Source organism: Vibrio sp. 1557 (assembly GCF_033340175.1).
Taxonomy (GTDB): Bacteria; Pseudomonadota; Gammaproteobacteria; order Enterobacterales; family Vibrionaceae; genus Vibrio; species Vibrio alginolyticus.
Genome location: NZ_JAWOVZ010000157.1, coordinates 1 through 1,297 on the forward strand (window position 1 = coordinate 1; position 1,297 = coordinate 1,297).

At 46.8% G+C, this 1,297-nt stretch carries 1 protein-coding gene; it reads left to right on the top strand.

Annotation, left to right across the window (positions count from 1 at the left end; all coding sequences use genetic code 11):
- Positions 1-1,297, top strand: a 1,297-nt coding sequence (pqiB, locus tag R7070_RS25475; RefSeq protein ID WP_318141421.1) for an intermembrane transport protein PqiB, incomplete at both ends; no start/stop codon positions are given.

Here is a 1,297-nt window from a genome sequence, read left to right on the forward strand (position 1 = left end):
ATGTTTTGGGTGGTGAAGCCGCGCATTGGCCGTGATGGCGTCTCTGGTTTGGAAACCCTTCTCTCCGGTGCTTACATTCAATTGCAACCGGGCAGTTCTGAAGTCGAAAAAGATCATTTCGCAGTTCTGGATGTGCCACCTGTCGCTTCGCCTGACGCAGAAGGTCTGCGCATTGTCTTGACTCACCGTGAAGCAGGTAAGCTTGGTGTGGGTGCCCCGGTTATTTATAAAGGCTTTACGGTTGGGCGAGTAGAGAAAACCAGCTTTGACGTAGATACGCGCCGTGCTCTTTACCAACTTTTCATCTTTAAGCCTTACGACAGTTTAGTGCGCACTCGCACCAAATTCTGGCTCAATTCAGGCCTCGATCTACAGTTGAATGCGGAAGGGTTTGAAGTGAAATTTGGCTCGCTTGAAAGCCTTCTTACTGGTGGCGTCACCTTTGATAGCATCCCTGGAATGGAGTCAGGCGAAGCTCTTACCAAAGACATGACGAACTTCCGTTTGTACGATGATGTTAAACAAGTACGCCAAGGCATGTACGACGAATACATCGAATTCGTAATGCTATTCGAAGAGTCCGTTCGTGGCCTAAAACGCAAAGCTCCGGTTGAATACCGAGGCCTGCGCATTGGTACCGTAATGAGAGTGCCTATGCGTCTTCCAACTCCAGAAGAGCATTTCTCGGCGAAGAGAATTCCGGTGTTAGTCCGTATTGAGCTTGGTCGTGTATACGGTGATGTTGAGTCCCACTCGATGGAAATGTTCAAAGAGAAACTAAAAGACGAGTTTGCAAAAGGGCTTCGCGGCACACTAAAAACCGGGAATTTGTTGACTGGTGCACTGTACATTGACGCGGATTTTTATCCAGACGATACACCATATGAAGCAAACACGTATGAAGGGCTAGACGTCTTCCCTACAATGCGAGGTGGCTTTGCACAGGTTCAGCGCCAAGTAAATGACTTCTTAAACAAGCTTAATAACTTGCCAATGGAAGATACATTAACGTCTCTGAACGCAACGTTGAAAACGTCTGAGCGCACTTTGGCGTCCGCAGAAAAAGTGGCGAATAGCATTGATAAGCTCTTAAGCCAAAAAGACACACAAGAGATCCCTGCAGATATTCGCCAAAGCTTGCAGCAACTGCAAAAAACGCTGGATGGATACGGCCCTAACTCGACAATGTACAGTGAGATGGAATCGACATTGAAAGAGCTAGAGAAGGTGATGACGGAATTCAAACCTGTTTTAAAGCAGCTAAATGAAAAACCAAACTCATTAGTATTTGGAGAAG